Raw genomic sequence first — 1,194 nt, 5'->3', positions numbered from 1 at the left:
ATTACTCGATGATCTTGGCAACGACGCCGGCGCCGACGGTACGGCCGCCTTCGCGGATGGCGAAGCGCAGACCTTCTTCCATCGCGATCGGGTTGATCAGCTTGACCGTGATCGAGACGTTATCGCCCGGCATCACCATTTCCTTGTCGGCCGGCAGTTCGATCGCGCCGGTGACGTCGGTGGTACGGAAGTAGAACTGCGGACGGTAGTTGTTGAAGAACGGGGTGTGACGACCGCCTTCGTCCTTCGACAGCACGTAGATTTCGCCGGTGAAGTGGCTGTGCGGCTTGATCGAACCCGGCTTGGCCAGCACCTGGCCACGCTCGACGTCTTCACGCTTGGTGCCGCGCAGCAGCACGCCGACGTTGTCGCCTGCCTGACCCTGGTCCAGCAGCTTGCGGAACATCTCCACGCCGGTGCAGGTGGTCTTCTGGGTGTCGCGGATACCGACGATTTCGATTTCCTCGCCAACCTTGATGATGCCGCGCTCGACGCGACCGGTCACCACGGTGCCGCGGCCGGAGATCGAGAACACGTCTTCCACCGGCATCAGGAAGGTACCGTCAATGGCACGCTCCGGCGTCGGGATGTAGCTGTCGAGCGCCTCGGCCAGCTTCATGATCGCCTGCTCGCCCAGCTCGCCCTTGTCGCCTTCCAGCGCCAGCTTGGCCGAACCGCGGATGATCGGCAGATCGTCGCCCGGGAATTCGTACTTCGACAGCAGTTCGCGCACTTCCATTTCGACCAGCTCGAGCAGCTCGGCGTCGTCGACCATGTCGCACTTGTTCAGGAACACGATGATGTACGGAACACCGACCTGACGCGCCAGCAGGATGTGCTCGCGGGTCTGCGGCATCGGGCCGTCAGCGGCCGAGCACACCAGGATCGCGCCGTCCATCTGCGCAGCACCGGTAATCATGTTCTTGACGTAGTCGGCGTGACCCGGGCAGTCAACGTGAGCGTAGTGACGGCCGGCGGTCTCGTACTCGACGTGCGCGGTGTTGATCGTGATGCCGCGTGCCTTCTCTTCCGGTGCCGCATCGATCTCGTCGTACTTCTTCGCCTCGCCGCCGAACTTGGCCGACAGAACGGTTGCGATTGCAGCAGTCAGCGTGGTCTTGCCATGGTCAACGTGACCGATCGTGCCCACATTCACGTGCGGTTTGGTCCGCTCAAACTTGCCTTTTGCCATTT

General features: G+C 62.4%; 1 protein-coding gene. It reads right to left on the bottom strand.

Translation table 11 applies throughout. The annotated features are described in order from the left end of the window. Nucleotide 1: 1 nt before the first annotated feature. The gene (tuf, locus tag NCCP691_RS21195) at nt 2-1,192 is read right to left on the bottom strand and encodes an elongation factor Tu (RefSeq protein WP_220810559.1); all 1,191 of its coding nucleotides are present in this window, start codon (nt 1,190-1,192) and stop codon (nt 2-4) included. Nucleotides 1,193-1,194 lie beyond the last annotated feature (2 nt).

Origin of the sequence: Noviherbaspirillum aridicola (assembly GCF_019656455.1) — a bacterium.
Lineage (GTDB): Bacteria > Pseudomonadota > Gammaproteobacteria > Burkholderiales > Burkholderiaceae_D > Noviherbaspirillum > Noviherbaspirillum aridicola.
This window is presented reverse-complemented; position numbering and strand designations above follow the sequence as displayed.

Bases quoted from the DNA above. Each gene is read 5' to 3' on its own strand.
- tuf (WP_220810559.1), bottom strand. From the start codon at position 1,192: ATGGCAAAAGGCAAGTTTGAGCGGACCAAACCGCACGTGAATGTGGGC.